This is a genomic window from Mesorhizobium australicum WSM2073 (assembly GCF_000230995.2).
Classification (GTDB): Bacteria; Pseudomonadota; Alphaproteobacteria; order Rhizobiales; family Rhizobiaceae; genus Mesorhizobium; species Mesorhizobium australicum.
Genome location: NC_019973.1, coordinates 399,562 through 414,462 on the forward strand (window position 1 = coordinate 399,562; position 14,901 = coordinate 414,462).

A 14,901-nucleotide genomic window follows, 5' to 3' on the forward strand; every position below is an offset into this window, starting at 1 on the left:
ATGGTGTTGTCCGGCTTTCGCCGGCTTGCGCCCAGTCCTTCCTCCATCACCACCAGTTCAGTCCTTGAAAATGAGGACAGGACATGGACGCGCGCAACGACATGCTGAGGCTTTTAAACGGCCGCAGACAGGGCCTTTCGCTGGAACAGCCCTTCTATACCGACCCGGACTACTTCAAGCTTGACATGGAACTGATCTGGTATCGCGACTGGCTGTTCATCGGCCATGATTGCGAGTTGCCCAAGCCGGGCAGCTTCATCACCGTGCAGATCGGCGATTATCCGGTCGTGCTGGTGCGCGATCAGCAGGGCAAGATCAACGCTTTCCACAATTCCTGCCGCCATCGCGGCAGCCGCGTCTGCAACACCGACAAGGGCATGGCCGCCAAACTGGTGTGTCCCTATCACCAGTGGACCTACGAACTCGACGGCCGGCTGCTGTTCGCCCGCCAGATGGCCGATGGGTTCGACAAGAGCCAGTTCGGGCTCAAGCCGGTCGCCTGCGAAAGCGTCGCCGGCTATGTCTTCATCTGCCTGGCCAAGGAGCCCGCCGACTTCGCGCCGATGCGGGCGATGATCGAGCCCTATCTCCTGCCGCACCGGCTGAGCGAGGCCAAGATCGCCTTCGAGAGCACGATCATCGAGAAGGGCAACTGGAAGCTGGTCTGGGAAAACAACCGCGAATGCTACCATTGCGCGGGCAATCATCCTGAGCTGTGCAAGACCTTCCCGGAAGCGCCGACCGTGACCGGCGTGCAAGGCGCCGACAGCGATCCGGAGATGCTGGCCCACTGGGCGAGGTGCGAAGCTGTTGGCCTGCCCAGCAAGTTTCGCATCGACCCGGCTGGACAATACCGCGCCACCCGCGCGCCGCTGCTGCGCGATGCCCAGAGCTACACGATGACCGGCAAGCGGGCGGTGAAGAAGAACCTGTCCGACAGCGTCTCGGCCGACCGGATCGGACGCTGATGCACTATCACTACCCGACAACCTGGAACCATATCCTCGTGGATCATGCGGTGACGTTCCGCGTGCTGCCGGTCAGCGCCACGGAAACAGCGGTTACGACCAAATGGCTGGTCCACAAGGATGCCGTGGAAGGCGTCGACTACGATCTCGCCGAACTCACCCATGTCTGGACCGAGACCAACGACCAGGACCGCCGCATCGTCGAGGAAAACGCCTTCGGCATCCTGTCGCCGGCCTACGAGCCCGGTCCCTATTCGGAGCTGCACGAGGGCGGCGTCATCCAGTTCGTTGACTGGTACGCGCGCTTTATCGGCCCACGGCTTTCCGAAGACGGCCGGCCTGCTCTGCGCAGTGTCGCCTAGCGCATGTCGGCCAAAACTGTGCAGCGGCTTTGGGATCACGACACGCCCAAAATGAAAGGTATGCAGGGATGAACGCCATGACTGATCTTGGCCTCTATCGCCACCTCGACCAGATGGCGCCGTGGAACGACAGGCTGCAGGTGCTGGAAGTAACCGGCGTCAGCGACGAGGCGCCCGACGTCAAGACCTTCACCTTCCGCTCCGACAACCAGACCTGGTTCCGCTACAAGCCGGGCCAGTTCGTCACGCTGGAATTGCCGACACCGGACGGCCCGCTGATGCGCACCTACACGCTGTCGTCATCGCCGTCACGGCCATTCTCGATCGCGGTGACGGTGAAGGCGCAGGCGGGCAGCGTCGGCACGCGCTGGATGTTCGATCACCTGACGCCCGGCTCGCACGTCAAGGCCTATGGACCGGGCGGCGACTTTTCGCTGCACAGCCACCCGGCGGCGAAATACCTGTTCATCTCGGCCGGTTCGGGCGTGACGCCGATGATGTCGATGCTGCGCTGGCTGAACGACTGCGCGCCGTGGACCGATGTCGGCTTCGTCAATTGCGCACGGCGTCCGGAAGAGATCATCTTTCGCAAGGAACTCGAACTGCTCGGCGGCCATATGCCGGGGCTGTCGCTCGGCTTCATGATCGAGGAGCGGTCGAGCCGCGAGGGCTGGTACGGCCATATGGGCCGCATCGACGCCATCCGACTGCCGCTCCTGGCGCCCGATTTCCGCGAACGCGAAATCTTCTGCTGCGGCCCCGACCCTTTCATGCGCGCCGTGCGCGGCATGCTGGAGGCCGCCGGTTTCGACATGGCAAAATACCATCAGGAGAGCTTTGCCGCGCCGGCGGCGGAGGAAATCCCGGCGCCGTTTGCCTCGCCGGCTGAAGACGGCGCGGCGATTTGCGTCCAAGCCGCGACGCCGATCCGCTTCGCGCTTTCGGATGTCGACGCCGATTGTGTCGCCGGCCAGACCGTGCTGCAGACGGCGCGCGCCTCGGGTGTGCGAATACCGGCCGCCTGCGAATTCGGCCTGTGCGGAACTTGCAAAGTGAAGAAAGTCTCCGGCAGCGTCGAGATGAGCCACAATGGCGGCATCCTCGATCATGAGATCGATGATGGCTTCATCCTGGCCTGTTGTTCCAAGCCATTGTCGCCGCTTGAAATCGAGGCTTGATCCGCCCGGCTTTCGACTGAACCCGGAAATGGTCCCGCGTTGCCGGCAAAGGTTACCTTGCCAAGGAAGACCTGAAAGTTTACAGGCGTTGTTGGTGGAAGCGGTCCTGCTGGCGGGCAGGAAATGCAGGACGGGGCAACAATGACGCATGACTCCCACGCCTATGCGGTAGCGAGCCGGGATATCGTTTTCGAATCTTTCGATGGCGAGGCCGTGGTGCTCAATCTTGCCAATGGCAAATATTTCGGCTTTTCCGATTCCGGCAGCAAGGTATGGCAGGCGCTTTCATCCGGCGCGGACGCCCAGGCTCTGGTCGGGCTGAGCGCCGGCGGCTCGACAATAGGCCAGGCCGAACTCGAACGCTTCATATCGCAATTGGTCGAATTGGGTTTGCTGGTGCGCTTGGACGCGGCGGCGCAGCCTTTGCCGGGCGATTTGCCTGCCGAGCTTGCCGCCACGAACGAGCCGCTCAATGTGAGCATTCACGACGACCTCGCCGACCTGATCGTCGTTGATCCCATCCACGAGGTCGAGGAACCTCTCGGCTGGCCGGCGGTCAAGCAGGCTTCCTGACGGGGCGGCCGCAGCGTGATGGAAGGCGATTGATGCCGCGCGTCACGCTCGAAACCTTGCCGGATTACGCCAGGTATCTCATCGCCGCCGCTGAAGGCGCGGCCGCGTGCTATCCGACCATGCGAAAGGTTCGCCTGCCCTGGCTTGAACTGACCGTGCATCTCGGTCACGGCGTGCTTGCCGATGCATTGGGCCATGCTTTTGTCGAGCCCGGGCATGACCAGCCGGCACCGTCCACGGGTCGCATCTTCATCGCGCATCCCGGCGTTGACGGCATCCCGGAGCCGGCGCACTGGGGCGATGCCCATTTCACCGAGCACGGTTTTGCCAAACGGCTCGCCGAAGCCGGTTTGCGCGGGCACCATTTCCACGACCTGGATTTCTGGCAGGTCTACGATCCGCACCGCCGCGTCGGCGTGCAGCTGATGGCCTCGGCCGATGCCTTTCCGCCCTGGGAGCCGGGAGCACCGCTGCGCGCCTTCCTGCACTGGGAATATGCCGCGCGCGGCATGCGGCTGACGCATGCCGGCACGCTTGGCATCGACGGCAACGGTATTCTGCTTGCCGGCTCGGGCGGGGCCGGGAAATCGGGGACCGTCGCCGCCGGCCTGCTTAACGGGCTCGACAGTGTCGGCGACGACTATGTGCTGATCGATCTCACCGACGGCGTGACCGCGCGCCCCCTTTTTTCGACGTTGAAGCAGGACACGGAAGGTTTCGCCCGGCTTGGCCTGCGGCAGCGGCTAACGGCGCAAGGCCCGCTGAACTGGCAAGGCAAGCACACGTTCCATATTCATGATATCGCGCCTCGGCCGGTGCCCGCCATGCTGGACATCGTCGCGCTGGTGGTGCCACATATCAGCGGAGGCGGAGCAAGTTCGATTATGCCGGTGTCGCGCAGGGATGCCATGATTGCCTTGGCGCCGTCCGGCATCGCCCAGATGCCGGGCGAGCGCGAAAGCGGCTTTCGCTTCTTCAGCGAATTGACGCGCCACCTGCCGTGCTTCCGTTTGTCCCTCGGCATCGACCCGGCAGAGATCGCCCGCACGATCGAGGATTTCCTGACACGAGGCGCCCGGTGAAGCTCAGCGTGATCATGCCTGTGTACAATCGCGAGCGCTATGTCGTCTCGGCGCTGCGCTCGCTCGTGCGGCAGCAAGATGCCGCCGATCTCGACATCATCGTGATCGACGACGGCTCGACCGACGGGTCGCCGGAGGCCGTGCGTTCGATGATGGCCGAGAACCCCTGCATTCGTCTTTTCCGGCAAGAGAACATGGGCGTGACCCGGGCTCGCAACGCTGGTCTCAGACTGCTCACGCCGGAAACGGAGCTCGTGTCGTTCCTCGATTCGGATGATGTCTCGCCTGCGGGACGATTCAAGGCCGATATTGCATGCTTTGACGCCGACCCCGCTCTGGAGCTTACCTATTCCCTGATGATGATGGTCGAACACATCGACGACGATCTGCTGGAACCCTGCCCCGGCAGCCATTTCATGACCGTGCGGGGAATTCATCTGTCGTCGGGCATTTTCTCGCGTAAGCTCATCGAACGGATCGGCGGCTTCGATGAGGCCTTCGGCCAGGCCGAAGACACAGACTACCTGCTGCGCACCTTTGAAAGCGGCCCCAGATTCGTCCTGCCGGATACCGTATCGCTTTACTACCGACGTCATCCCGGCAACATGACGAAGCAGGTCGACACATCCCTTCGGGAATTCTTGCGGGCCATCCACAAATCGATGAAACGGCGCAAGGCCGACCCTTCACTGCGCGGGATCGAAGGCATATTCGATGTCAAAGAACTCGCCAACTGGCGCTTCATGTAGCATGCGGAGCTATGGCGTCGTCATACCGGCCTTCAACGCCAGCGGCACCATCGCCGAGACGCTGCGATCGGTCGCGGCGCAGACAGTGCGGCCTGAGCTGGTGGTGATCGTCGACGATGGATCCAGCGACGATCTCGCGGCGGCGATCGGCGGAACGGACCTGCCGCTGCAATTGCTGCGCCAGGCAAATGCCGGACCTGGGAGCGCCACGACAAGGGGCATCGCCGCCTTGTCGACGCCGCTCATTGCAACACTCGATGCCGACGATCTGTGGCTGCCGAGCAAGGCCGAAACACAGCTCGCGCATCTCGAAAGGCATCCCGCAACGTCGGGCGTTTTTTGCCATTTGCGAAACTTCCGCAATGACCGGCCCGATGCACCCGAGGACGCGATCGTACCCGGTTGGTCGCGGACCACGATGCTGATCCGGCGCGAGGCCGCCGAGACCGTCGGACCAATCGTCGATCCGCCGGGCGGCCGCGGCGAAATGATCGACTGGATCGCGCGGGCACGCGAGACGGGCCTTGCCCTCGACATGGTGGAAGAGGTGCTGGCGCTGCGCCGCATCAGGCCCGGCAGCCTGTCCTATGGCCGCGATGCGGCGCGCGACCGCGGCTATCTCGAAGTGGCGCGGCTCGCCATGCTGCGACGGGCCCGGAACAAGGCCGGCGCGGGCTGATGGCGGGCATTCGCCGCATCAGCCGACGTTTCCCGGACTATGGCTGGTCCTGGCCGACGGGCGGGCTCGACCAACTGCTCAAGGCCGCCCTTCTTGCCGATGAGGGCGCGGCTGCCGGTTGCGCCTTGCAGTGGCTAAGCGCGAACGACATCGACCTCGTCTCCTTCAGGGAACACCGGCTGCTGGCCGCGATCTGCGACCGGTTCGGCCGGAAATTGGCCGGCCATTCCGCGTATCCGCGCCTTGTCGGCCTGCAAAAGATGCTGTGGACCAAGTCGCGCATGGCGATGCGCGAGGCCGAACCGACGCTGCAGGCGATGACGGATTCCGGCTGCCTGGTGATGCTGATCAAGGGTGCCAGCCGCATTGCCTTGAACGCCTCGGCGCAGCGTGGCCGGGTGGCGCACGACATCGACATATTGGTGCGGCCGCAGGACATGCCGGCGGCGTTCGGCGTGCTGCGCGACGGCGACTGGCAGATCGCCACCGGGGTGAGTCCCCAATATCTGAGGACAAGGCTGGCGTCGCTGCGCTCGATGAATTTTTTCAAGGGCAGTTATGGCGATATCGACCTGCACCAGCTTGCCTATGACGGTTCGCAGCAAAGCGACGAGGATGACCAGGCGATCTGGCGGCGCGCGGCGGCGGCCGAATTCAGCGGTGTCGGTGTGCTGGTGCCGTCGCCGGCGGACCGCGTCGCGCTCGCCATCGCGCATGGCGGGCTCGATGCCCACACCCACAGCGATTGGCTGGTCGATTGCGCGGTGGCCATTCGCGCCGGCGGCGTCGACTGGGACGTGTTCCTCGATGTCGTCGCCAGGCGTGGCCTTGCCGTTGCCGCGGCGGTGGCGCTTTCCTACCTTGCGCTCGATGTTGGCGTGACGGTGCCTGACAAGGTGCTGGCGCGCGTGCTGGAGATGGCCGACCGCACCGGCCTTGCACGCTGGTCGGCGGTGCTGCAGGCCAAGCCGCGAACCGACTTCGGCAGGCTGACCTGGCTGTCGCGCGGCTTCGCCAAGCAGTTGCGGCTGAGACGCAAGAGCGGTCGGCTGCGGCAGGAGCCGCCCGCCAAGGCATGGCGCGGCAGAGCATGGCGCGGCAGGCAGGCACCTCGCGAGCCGCTGGAAGGACAGTCGCCCCTGGCCTTCTCGCAGACCATACCGTGCCCTGCGACGGCAGGGGAGATGATGCTGGACATCACGATCAGGATCAGCGTCCCGCCGGTCCGGCGCCGCATCGAAATGGAGATCAATGTGGGCGACGACCACGTCGCGCGTCTGCGTGCGATGGCCATCAGCCGGTCTGGTGGAGAGCGGGTGCTGTGCTTTCGCGGCAAGGTTACGTTCGATGGCCGACAGCATGCCCTGACGCTGGAAGCGCGGCCGTCCCGGCAGTTCCGCCAATGGGACGATCAGGCGACGGTCGCCGCCTACGGCGCTTTGCCTTTCCATCTGGTCTCGGCGATTTTTTCACCGCTGCGCTGAACTGAACTATCGCTGGTCGCCCAAAGGTCGGCGGCGCCGTGCGGGGCGCGAACCCTCGCCTATACGGCGCCCTCGTCGGGCTTCGTCACCCGCCGCAACGTCAGATTGATCCTGCCGCCATTCTTGAGCAGCGCCGAGGTCGAAGGGTAGATGCGGTCGACGCCATGGAAGGCAAGACGGCCCTCGCCGCCAAGCACGACGACATCGCCGCTTTTGAGCCTGAACGATTTGGTGGCGCCATCGCGGGTAGTCTGGCCGACCCTGAACAGGCAATCGTCACCCAGCGAGACGGAGACGACGGGTGCTGAGAAATCGGCCTCGTCGCGATCCTGATGCAGGCCCATCTTCGCTTCCGGCGTGTAGAAATTGATCAGGCAGGCCTGCGGTGGATTGGGATAGCCCGACACCTGCCGCCACAGGTCGAGCAGACTGTCGGGGATAGGCGGCCACGGCTCTCCGGTCAGCGGATGCGTCGGCTGGTAGCGATAGCCGCGTTCCTTGTCGGTGACCCAGCCGAGAGGGCCGCAATTGGTCATGCGCACGCTCATCTCCTTGCCGGTCCGAGGCATGGCCGGCACGAACAGCGGCGCCTGCTGGACAATGCTTCTCACCTCCTCGACCAGCGTCTCCTGGACGGCGCGGGACAGATGGGCCGGCATGTGACGGATGCCTTTGGGCAGAACGAGCATGGGTTGGCTCATGTGAATGGTTCGGAGCCTCAGCATGCCACCGCCAGACGAAAACGGCGACCCGAAAGCGGTCGTGGTTTTTACGAGCGATGGCCGCAGCGAATTCGTCTTGGCCAAATGGCGGTTGACGAACAAAGATGACTAACATAGTCAAGATTTAGAACCGGACCGGTTGACGCAAGAATTTTCAGCTTCCGCGTCCAGAGAAGCCGCGGGCAGCCAACGAGAGCGAGGGATATGGAAGTGACATTTCTTCAAGGCTTCAACGCGATCGAACGGGGCTGCATCTGGTCGCGGCGAGGGCTGCTTGCCACGACATGCCTGGCGACGCTGGCTGGTGCCTACCAAGCCTCCGCCCAGCAGGCAGGCACCCAGGCATCGGGCGGCGCCACCGTGCTCGAGCCCATTACGGTCAGCGGCGAGGCCGGCGGCGACACGTCCCCCGAGGACGACAAGACGGTGGCCGCCAAGCGCAGCTCCGGTGCGACCAAGACGGACACGCCGCTCATCGAAACGCCCCGCTCGGTCTCGGTGGTGACACGCAAGGAACTCGATGAGCGCGGCGCGCAGGACATTATCGAGGCGGTGCGTTATTCCTCAGGCGTCAGCACCGGCGCTTACGGATTCGACCCGCGATTCGACCAGATCTATATCAGGGGCTACGACGCAACCACGCTCGGCGACTACAAGGACGGCCTGCGCCAGCCCTATATCAACTACGGCACGTTCCGCACCGACCCCTACTCGCTCGAACGCGTCGAGGTGATCAAGGGACCGGTATCGGTGCTTTACGGCGCGGGAACGCCGGCAGGCATCGTCAACAAGGTGCCCAAGCTGCCGACCGAGGACAGGATCAGGGAAGTCGAACTGCTTTATGGCACGAAGGACAGGGCGCAGGCCGCCTTCGATTTCGGCGGTCCGGTCACCAAGGGCAGTGACGATTTCCTCTACAGGATCGTCGGCCTGGCGCGAAACGGCGACACCAATTTCGACATCGCCGACGACCGCTATTTGCTGCAGCCGTCGTTCACCTGGAATCCGGACGCCGCGACGTCCTTCACCATCTATGGGCTGGTGCAGGCGGACGAGACCGATTCCAATGTCGGCGTGATCACCGATCCGTCGGGAAAGGTCCACACCCTGCGCGAGAGCGACCCCGACTATGACCATCAGAAGATCCGGCAGCAGCAGGTCGGCTACAAGTTCGAGCACGACTTCGGCGGCGGCATCACGGTGCGCCAGAATGTACGATACTCCCATCTCGACCTGAGGTCGCGCTATCTCGCGGTTTCCGGTTGGACAGGTACGGTCGCGCATCGTTATGCGACCTCAATTCGCGACGAAATGAACGTTTTCCAGGCCGACAACCAGGTCGAGGCCAGGTTCGACACCGGGGCGCTCGCCCACACGCTGCTTCTCGGCCTCGACTACACGAACCTGACCTCGTCCTTCGGCTATGGGTTCGATCCGCCCGATCCGGCCTACGATTTCGACATTGCCAACCCGACCTACGGTTTCTCCGGCCCGACCCCGGACACCACGTTCTCTGCGTCCGACGCGGATCTGAGCCAGACCGGCGTCTATGCGCTGGATCAGGTCGAACTGGACAAATGGCGTTTCACGCTCGGTGGCCGCCAGACCTGGGTCGAGCAGACGCGCGACTATTTTGGGGGCGGTTCCGAAGCGGTGGACAAGAACGCCTTCAGCATGCAGGCCGGCGCCCTCTATCTGTTCGATAGCGGCGTCGCGCCCTTCGCCAGCTACGCGACGTCATTCGAACCGATCTCGAACCGCTCGGCCGATGGCGGCGGCATTCTTCAGCCTACGAAGGGCGAACAGTTCGAAGTGGGGGTCAAGTACCAGCCACCGGGAACGGATATCCTGCTGTCCGCGGTCGCCTACCATCTGGTCGAGAAGAACAAGCCGGTAGTCGTCGATCCCAATGCGGGCACCTATCGTTCACTGGGCGAGGTCACCAGCAATGGTTTTGAACTGGAAGCCCGCGCGGCCGTCATGGACGGGCTCGACGTGATCGCGGCCTATAACTACAACCATGCCGAGATCACGGGCGCAGGCCCTGACTCGACGGAGTTGGACAAGGTCCCCGCCGTCACCCCCGAACATGTCGCGAGCCTCTGGGCGAACTACAAATTCGACGAGGGCAGTGCGGCACCCGGCCTTTCGGTGGGAGCCGGCGTGCGGCTGCAGAGCGCGACCTATACCGACACGTCAAACACCGCCAAGAACGATGCCGCCGTCTATCTCGATGCCTCGGCGTCCTACGATTTCGGCGCCATCGACAAGAGGTATGAAGGTGTCTCGGCCGCTTTCGCCGTCCGCAACATTGCCGATGACCGCGCGACGGTGTGCAATTCCGGTTATTGCTACATGGGCCAGGGCCGCAACATCACGGCTTCGCTGAAGCGCCGCTGGTAAAGGCAACGCCGCGCGCCTTTCGGACGCGCGGCGCACTGATTTCAGCGTTTTGACACAACCATGCCCGGCGATTAGCCAAGCTCTGGAATACGCAGAACCTGGCCCGGATAGATCTTGTCGGGATGGGTCAGCATCGGCTTGTTTGCCTCGAAGATGACCGTGTTCTTGGCGCCCTGGCCCTTACCATAGCTCTTTTCGGCGATCTTCCAGAGATTGTCGCCCTTCTGGACCGTATAGAAGGTCGGCTCCTTGGCTGCGGCCGCCGTGCCGGAAGCCGGCGCGACCTGTAACTCGTCAGCCTGCACCTTGGAAACGCCCAGCGTGTTGCCGACGGCGATGACCGCCTTTTCGAAGATCGACTGGTCCTTGACGACGCCCTTCAGCACCGCCGTATCGCCCTGGACAACGACCTGCACGCCATCGGTACCGAGCTTGTGTGAATCGAGCTCTTTCTTGAGCGTGTCGGCGGTGGGTGCGGCTTCCTCGTCGCCGCCGATGCCGAGCTTCTTGCCGACGTTCTTGACGAAATCGAACATACCCATCTCTAGGTCTCCCTTGCTGTGGCAACAAGGGAAACCTCGCATCCGCAACGCAAAATTGAAAGTGGTTTTGCGGGCACGATTTGCGTGTTGCTCAATCGTTCTCCACGCGACCGCGCAGCTTCTTGATCGTACCGCGCCCCGCCTTGCTCTTCAGCCGACGCTCGACCGCGCCTTTCGACGGCCGTGTCTTCTTGCGCGGCGGCGGCGGCGGTTCTGCGGCCTTGGCGACCAGTGCCGCCAGCCTGGTCCGTGCGTCGGCGCGGTTTTGCTCCTGTGTGCGAAAGCGTCCGGCCTCGATGACGATGACACCATCCTTGGTGGCGCGCTGGCCGGCAAGTTTTATGGTCCGCTCGCGTACGCGGTCCGACAGGCCCTCGGCGTTCCGCGCGTCGAAGCGAAGCTGCACCGCCGTCGCCACCTTGTTGACGTTCTGGCCGCCGGGACCGGACGAGCGGATGAAATCCTCGTGCAGGTCGCCCGGGTGAATCACGGCTTCGCCCGATATGATGATGTCGTCGTCGATCGGCATGCCGCAGTCATGGCGCGGCGGACCGAAAAAGAAAAGGCCCGATCGAAAGCGCAGCCCCTAACTGGCATATACGATCCTGATCACGACGCCCAGGCGAGTTCGCCAAGATGGCGACGAAGCCATTTCGTCTCTTCCGACGCCGTGCGCCCGAAATGCCGTTTGAAGTCGCGGCTGAATTGGGACGGGCTCGCATAGCCTACCAAAGCCGCGACCTCTGCGATCGTCCTGTTCTGGCGTGCTATCATCAATCGTGCTTCGTGGAGCCGTATCGCCTTCACGTACTGCATTGGACTGTTGCCGGTCAGGCTCTTGAAATGGACATGGTAGGAAGGAACGCTCATGCCCACGTCTTTTGCCAGATCGCCGATCGAAATTTCAGAACCGTAGTTCTCTCGCAACCAGGCCAGGCTCTGGACAATCCTTCCAGACGTGCCTTTCTGCTGCAGCGCCGCGAGCATTGCACCGCCCTGCGGGCCGACCAGCACCCGGTAATGCAGTTCGCGCAGAATGCCGTCACCAAGGACGAGAGCTTCAACGGGGCTGCGAAGTGCTACAAGGAGGCGCAGCAGGACATCCTCTATTTCGGGGGCCATCCTGCTTGACACGAGACCTCGCGACTTGCCGCTCGCCGGTTCGGCATGCATCTGCGCTTGCATGGCGAGCTCGGCTGCCATCTGCATATCGAACTCAACATAGACCGCAAGCAATGGTCGCTCCGAACTGGCCATCGATTTCATGCGGAATGGAACGGGCACCGAAACCGCCAGATAGTGTTCCTCGTCGTAGAGGTAGATTTCCCTTTCGAGGATACCTTGCTTGCTTCCCTGTAATACGAACACCGCGCCTGGCTTATAGAGGACCGGTATGTCGTGAAGCACGGCTTCCGTCCGGAGTATGCGGACGCGGCTGAACGCGGTCGGATTGTAGCCGCGACGAGGGGCGAGAGCTCCGGCCAACTCGACCAGCTTGGATCGTCCGTGTTTGGGAGGAATAGGATTTGGCAACAAATTCAGAGAATCCGCGATCGAAACGCTCGGTTCCTCATAATATTTGTCAACTCATCACCAATCAAGGAAAGCTTGCGGATCATGTCACAGAAGACCTTCTTTATCACCGGCGCGAATTCCGGCTTCGGCTTGGCCATAGCTTCCGCGGCTATCCAGATCGGCCATAAGGTGATTGGCGCCGTTCGCTCGGAGACATCACGCGCAGCGCTCGCCGACGTTCTTACCGCAGTTCGACCGGTACTGTGCGACGTAACGGAATTCGACGCCATACCCGACGTCGTCAGGCAGGCGGAGAACGAACATGGACCGGTTGACGTGCTGATCAACAATGCCGGCTATGGGCATGAGGGAGTGCTTGAAGAGTCGCCGATCGAAGAGATGCGGCGTCAGTTCGACGTGAATGTCTTCGGCGCTGTCGCCGTCGCTAAGGCTTTTCTTCCCCGGTTCCGGGAGCGACGTCGTGGATTCATCGTCAATGTCACGTCGATGGGCGGCATGATTACCATGCCCGGCATTGCTTACTATTGCGGCAGCAAGTTTGCGCTCCAGGGCATATCGGAGGTGATGCGTTCGGAAATGGCCCCGTTCGGTGTCCGCGTGACCGCGGTCTGCCCCGGCTCGTTCCGGACGGATTGGGCTGGACGATCAATGGTCCGCACAGAGAGATCAATCACTGACTACGACGCGCTTTTTGATCCGATACGTGAGGCGCGACAGGTAAAGAGCGGCAAGCAGCTCGGTGATCCCGATAAACTGGCAGCCGCCGTTTTAGGCTTGGTCGACGCCAGTGATCCGCCGCCGCAGCTTCTGCTTGGCAGCGATGCTCTCAAGCTCGTGTCGGACAGAATCGAACGTCTCCGGCAGGAAATCGAGGTGTGGAAGTCTGTCACTGTCTCGACCGACGGCTGACGGCACCGACGTCCTGCCTGCGCCTATTCCGCCGCTTCCTGCATGTGCGGCGCCGCGCCGAGGACGGAGGCGTCGACATGGCTTTCGAACTTCTCGAAATTGACGGCGAACATGCCGACCAGCCTTGCCGCTTGCCGGTCATAGGCCGATTTGTCGGCCCAGGTCGATCGCGGATCGAGGATGGCGCTGTCGACACCAGGCGCCGCCAGCGGCACCTCGAAGCCGAAATTGGCGTCGGTGCGGAAAGCGCCTGCCTTCAGCGAGCCGTCGAGGGCAGCGGCGAGCAAGGCGCGCGTCGCCTTGATCGGCATGCGCTTGCCGGTGCCATGGGCACCGCCGGTCCAGCCGGTGTTGACCAGCCAGCAATCGGCGCCGTGGCGAGCGATGAGCTCGCGCAGAAGATTGCCGTATTCCGACGGATGGCGCGGCATGAACGGCGCGCCGAAACAGGTCGAGAAAGTCGCTTCCGGCTCGGTCACGCCCCTTTCCGTTCCGGCCACCTTGGCCGTGTAGCCGGAAAGGAAATGATACATCGCCTGCGCCGGCGTCAGCCGGGCGATCGGCGGCATCACGCCGAAAGCGTCGGCGGTCAGCATGATGATGTTCTTCGGGTGACTGGCGCGCCCGGTCTTCGAGGCATTGGGGATGAAGTCGAGCGGATAAGCGCAGCGTGTGTTTTCGGTGAGCCTGCCGTCATTGAAATCCGGCATGCCATCGGCGTCGAGTACGACGTTTTCCAGCACGGTGCCGAAGCGCTGCGTGGTGGCGAAGATCTCCGGCTCGGCTTCCGCCGACAGCTTGATCGTCTTGGCGTAGCAGCCGCCTTCGAAATTGAAGATGCCGTGCGGACCCCAGCCGTGCTCGTCATCGCCGATCAAGGTGCGCGACGGATCGGCCGACAGCGTGGTCTTGCCGGTTCCCGACAGGCCGAAGAAAATAGCGGCATCGCCGGCCGGTCCCTCATTGGCCGAGCAGTGCATAGGCATCACGCCTTTCTCCGGCAGGAGGTAGTTGAGCATGGTGAACACCGACTTCTTCATCTCGCCGGCATAGGAGGTGCCACCGATCAGCACGATCTTGCGCGTCAGGTCGACGGCGATCACCGTTTCGGTGCGGCTGCCGTGGCGGCCGGGATCGGCGCGGAAGGACGGCAGGTCGATGATCGTCATCCCGGGCACGAAGTGTTCGAGTTCGGCCGCCTCGGGACGGATGAGCAGGTTACGGATGAACAACGAGTGCCAGGCAAGTTCGGTGATTACCCTGGTGGGCAGCTTTAGCTCCGCGTCGGCACCGCCGACCAGATCCTGCACATAAAGGTCCTTGTCCCCGGCATGGGCCTGGAAATCGGCGAGCAAGGCGTCGAACTGTGCCGGCGAGATCGCCTTGTTGTTGTCCCACCAGACTTGCGGCTCGGTGGCGGCGTCGCGAACGATGAACTTGTCCTTGGGCGAGCGACCGGTGTGCTGGCCGGTCTCGGCGAGCAGCGCGCCATGCGCGGTCAGCCGGGCTTCACCGCGCCGGATCGCTTCCTCGTAGAGCGCGGCCGCGCCGAAATTGTAGCGCACCGTGCCAGAGGTTTTCAGACCGACACGATCGATCGCGCAGGCAGGATTGCGTTTGCCGACTTCCGACATTGGTGACCCTTCTCAAGATTTGCCGCATCTTTGCCGGCGTATTTCCGGCACACCCACTAAGCAGGCTCGGATGGTCAGAA

13 protein-coding genes and 1 pseudogene are annotated in these 14,901 nt (G+C 63.0%); 9 read left to right on the plus strand and 5 right to left on the minus strand.

What is annotated here, in order from left to right:
- Window positions 1-83 precede the first annotated feature (83 nt).
- The 7 genes and pseudogenes from MESAU_RS32290 (at window position 84) to MESAU_RS01860 (ending at window position 7,075) form a co-directional block, all read left to right on the plus strand.
- Window positions 84-1,330: pseudogene (locus MESAU_RS32290) on the plus strand (aromatic ring-hydroxylating oxygenase subunit alpha).
- 77 nt (window positions 1,331-1,407) lie between these two features.
- Complete coding sequence (locus MESAU_RS01835) at window positions 1,408-2,508, plus strand: FAD-binding oxidoreductase (protein WP_083883131.1); 1,101 nt, start codon at window positions 1,408-1,410, stop codon at window positions 2,506-2,508.
- 141 nt (window positions 2,509-2,649) lie between these two features.
- Window positions 2,650-3,081 (plus strand): PqqD family protein, encoded by a 432-nt coding sequence (locus MESAU_RS01840; protein WP_015314345.1) that lies wholly within the window; start codon window positions 2,650-2,652, stop codon window positions 3,079-3,081.
- A 32-nt stretch (window positions 3,082-3,113) separates the two neighbouring features.
- The gene (locus MESAU_RS01845) at window positions 3,114-4,163 is read left to right on the plus strand and encodes a hypothetical protein (protein ID WP_015314346.1); all 1,050 of its coding nucleotides are present in this window, start codon (window positions 3,114-3,116) and stop codon (window positions 4,161-4,163) included.
- Window positions 4,160-4,912 carry a glycosyltransferase family 2 protein gene (locus tag MESAU_RS01850; protein ID WP_015314347.1) on the plus strand — a complete coding sequence of 251 codons (753 nt, stop codon included), beginning with the start codon at window positions 4,160-4,162 and terminating at the stop codon, window positions 4,910-4,912. Before MESAU_RS01845 ends, MESAU_RS01850 begins: the two co-directional genes overlap by 4 nt.
- A 1-nt stretch (window position 4,913) precedes the next feature.
- Window positions 4,914-5,591 (plus strand): glycosyltransferase family 2 protein, encoded by a 678-nt coding sequence (locus tag MESAU_RS01855; protein ID WP_015314348.1) that lies wholly within the window; start codon window positions 4,914-4,916, stop codon window positions 5,589-5,591.
- On the plus strand, window positions 5,591-7,075 hold the full coding sequence (locus tag MESAU_RS01860; RefSeq protein WP_015314349.1) for a nucleotidyltransferase family protein: 1,485 nt from the start codon (window positions 5,591-5,593) through the stop codon (window positions 7,073-7,075). Before MESAU_RS01855 ends, MESAU_RS01860 begins: the two co-directional genes overlap by 1 nt.
- Before the next feature lie 59 nt (window positions 7,076-7,134).
- Here the strand turns inward: MESAU_RS01860 and MESAU_RS01865 are convergent, their stop codons facing one another.
- Window positions 7,135-7,764: an alpha-ketoglutarate-dependent dioxygenase AlkB family protein gene (locus MESAU_RS01865; protein WP_015314350.1), complete on the minus strand. Its 630-nt coding sequence runs from the start codon at window positions 7,762-7,764 to the stop codon at window positions 7,135-7,137.
- A 237-nt stretch (window positions 7,765-8,001) separates the two neighbouring features.
- Between MESAU_RS01865 and MESAU_RS01870 the strand changes: the two genes are divergently transcribed.
- A complete protein-coding gene (locus MESAU_RS01870) occupies window positions 8,002-10,200 on the plus strand; it encodes a TonB-dependent siderophore receptor (protein WP_015314351.1) in 2,199 nt (732 codons plus the stop codon).
- 71 nt (window positions 10,201-10,271) lie between these two features.
- Here the strand turns inward: MESAU_RS01870 and lysM are convergent, their stop codons facing one another.
- The 3 genes from lysM to MESAU_RS01885 all read right to left on the minus strand — a co-directional run bounded on the left by lysM (window position 10,272) and on the right by MESAU_RS01885 (window position 12,278).
- The gene (gene lysM / locus MESAU_RS01875) at window positions 10,272-10,742 is read right to left on the minus strand and encodes a peptidoglycan-binding protein LysM (protein WP_015314352.1); all 471 of its coding nucleotides are present in this window, start codon (window positions 10,740-10,742) and stop codon (window positions 10,272-10,274) included.
- Window positions 10,743-10,833: 91 nt separating this feature from the next.
- On the minus strand, window positions 10,834-11,271 hold the full coding sequence (gene arfB / locus MESAU_RS01880; protein WP_015314353.1) for an alternative ribosome rescue aminoacyl-tRNA hydrolase ArfB: 438 nt from the start codon (window positions 11,269-11,271) through the stop codon (window positions 10,834-10,836).
- 80 nt (window positions 11,272-11,351) lie between these two features.
- Window positions 11,352-12,278 carry an AraC family transcriptional regulator gene (locus tag MESAU_RS01885; protein ID WP_015314354.1) on the minus strand — a complete coding sequence of 309 codons (927 nt, stop codon included), beginning with the start codon at window positions 12,276-12,278 and terminating at the stop codon, window positions 11,352-11,354.
- A gap of 81 nt (window positions 12,279-12,359) precedes the next feature.
- On the opposite strand from MESAU_RS01885, the gene MESAU_RS01890 reads away from it, so the two are divergent.
- Entirely contained in the window at window positions 12,360-13,187 is an 828-nt protein-coding gene (locus MESAU_RS01890) for an oxidoreductase (RefSeq protein ID WP_015314355.1), read from the plus strand.
- Between the two features lie 23 nt (window positions 13,188-13,210).
- On the opposite strand, the gene MESAU_RS01895 is transcribed toward MESAU_RS01890, so the two are convergent.
- On the minus strand, window positions 13,211-14,821 hold the full coding sequence (locus MESAU_RS01895; RefSeq protein WP_015314356.1) for a phosphoenolpyruvate carboxykinase: 1,611 nt from the start codon (window positions 14,819-14,821) through the stop codon (window positions 13,211-13,213).
- Between the last annotated feature and the right edge of the window lie 80 nt (window positions 14,822-14,901).